The following is a 320-nucleotide window of genomic DNA, read 5'->3' on the forward strand; positions in this document are numbered from 1 at the left end:
CACCCTGCGCTCCGGCTCGCCGTCGGGGCCCAGGAGGGAGACCTCGGTGGTGTAGGTGAAGCCGGTCCGCTGGTCGAAGACATCGTCCTCACCCGCGAAGCCGCCCCCCGCACCGGTATAGGCCCGGCCCTCCTCCACTGCGGGGGAGAACCGCTGCTCGGGCGCGGCCAGTTCACCGCGGTCGTCGAGGGTGCGCAGGCGGGTCGCGGCCAGCGCCGGGACGGGCGATCCGGGAATTTCCTCGTAGGCGATCTCGGTCACCGCGCCGAGGGGCGAGGCGACGCGGGTGACGACGGGGCCGTGTCCGGCCAGCGGCCGCC

At 75.0% G+C, this 320-nt stretch carries 1 protein-coding gene; it reads right to left on the bottom strand.

Features of this window, described 5'->3' with window-relative positions:
- Window positions 1–320: hypothetical protein (locus IF89_RS39950; RefSeq protein ID WP_043195073.1), on the bottom strand; the 320-nt coding region annotated here is incomplete at both ends.

It is taken from the genome of Streptomyces sp. NRRL F-2664 (assembly GCF_000719345.1).
GTDB lineage: Bacteria > Actinomycetota > Actinomycetes > Streptomycetales > Streptomycetaceae > Streptomyces.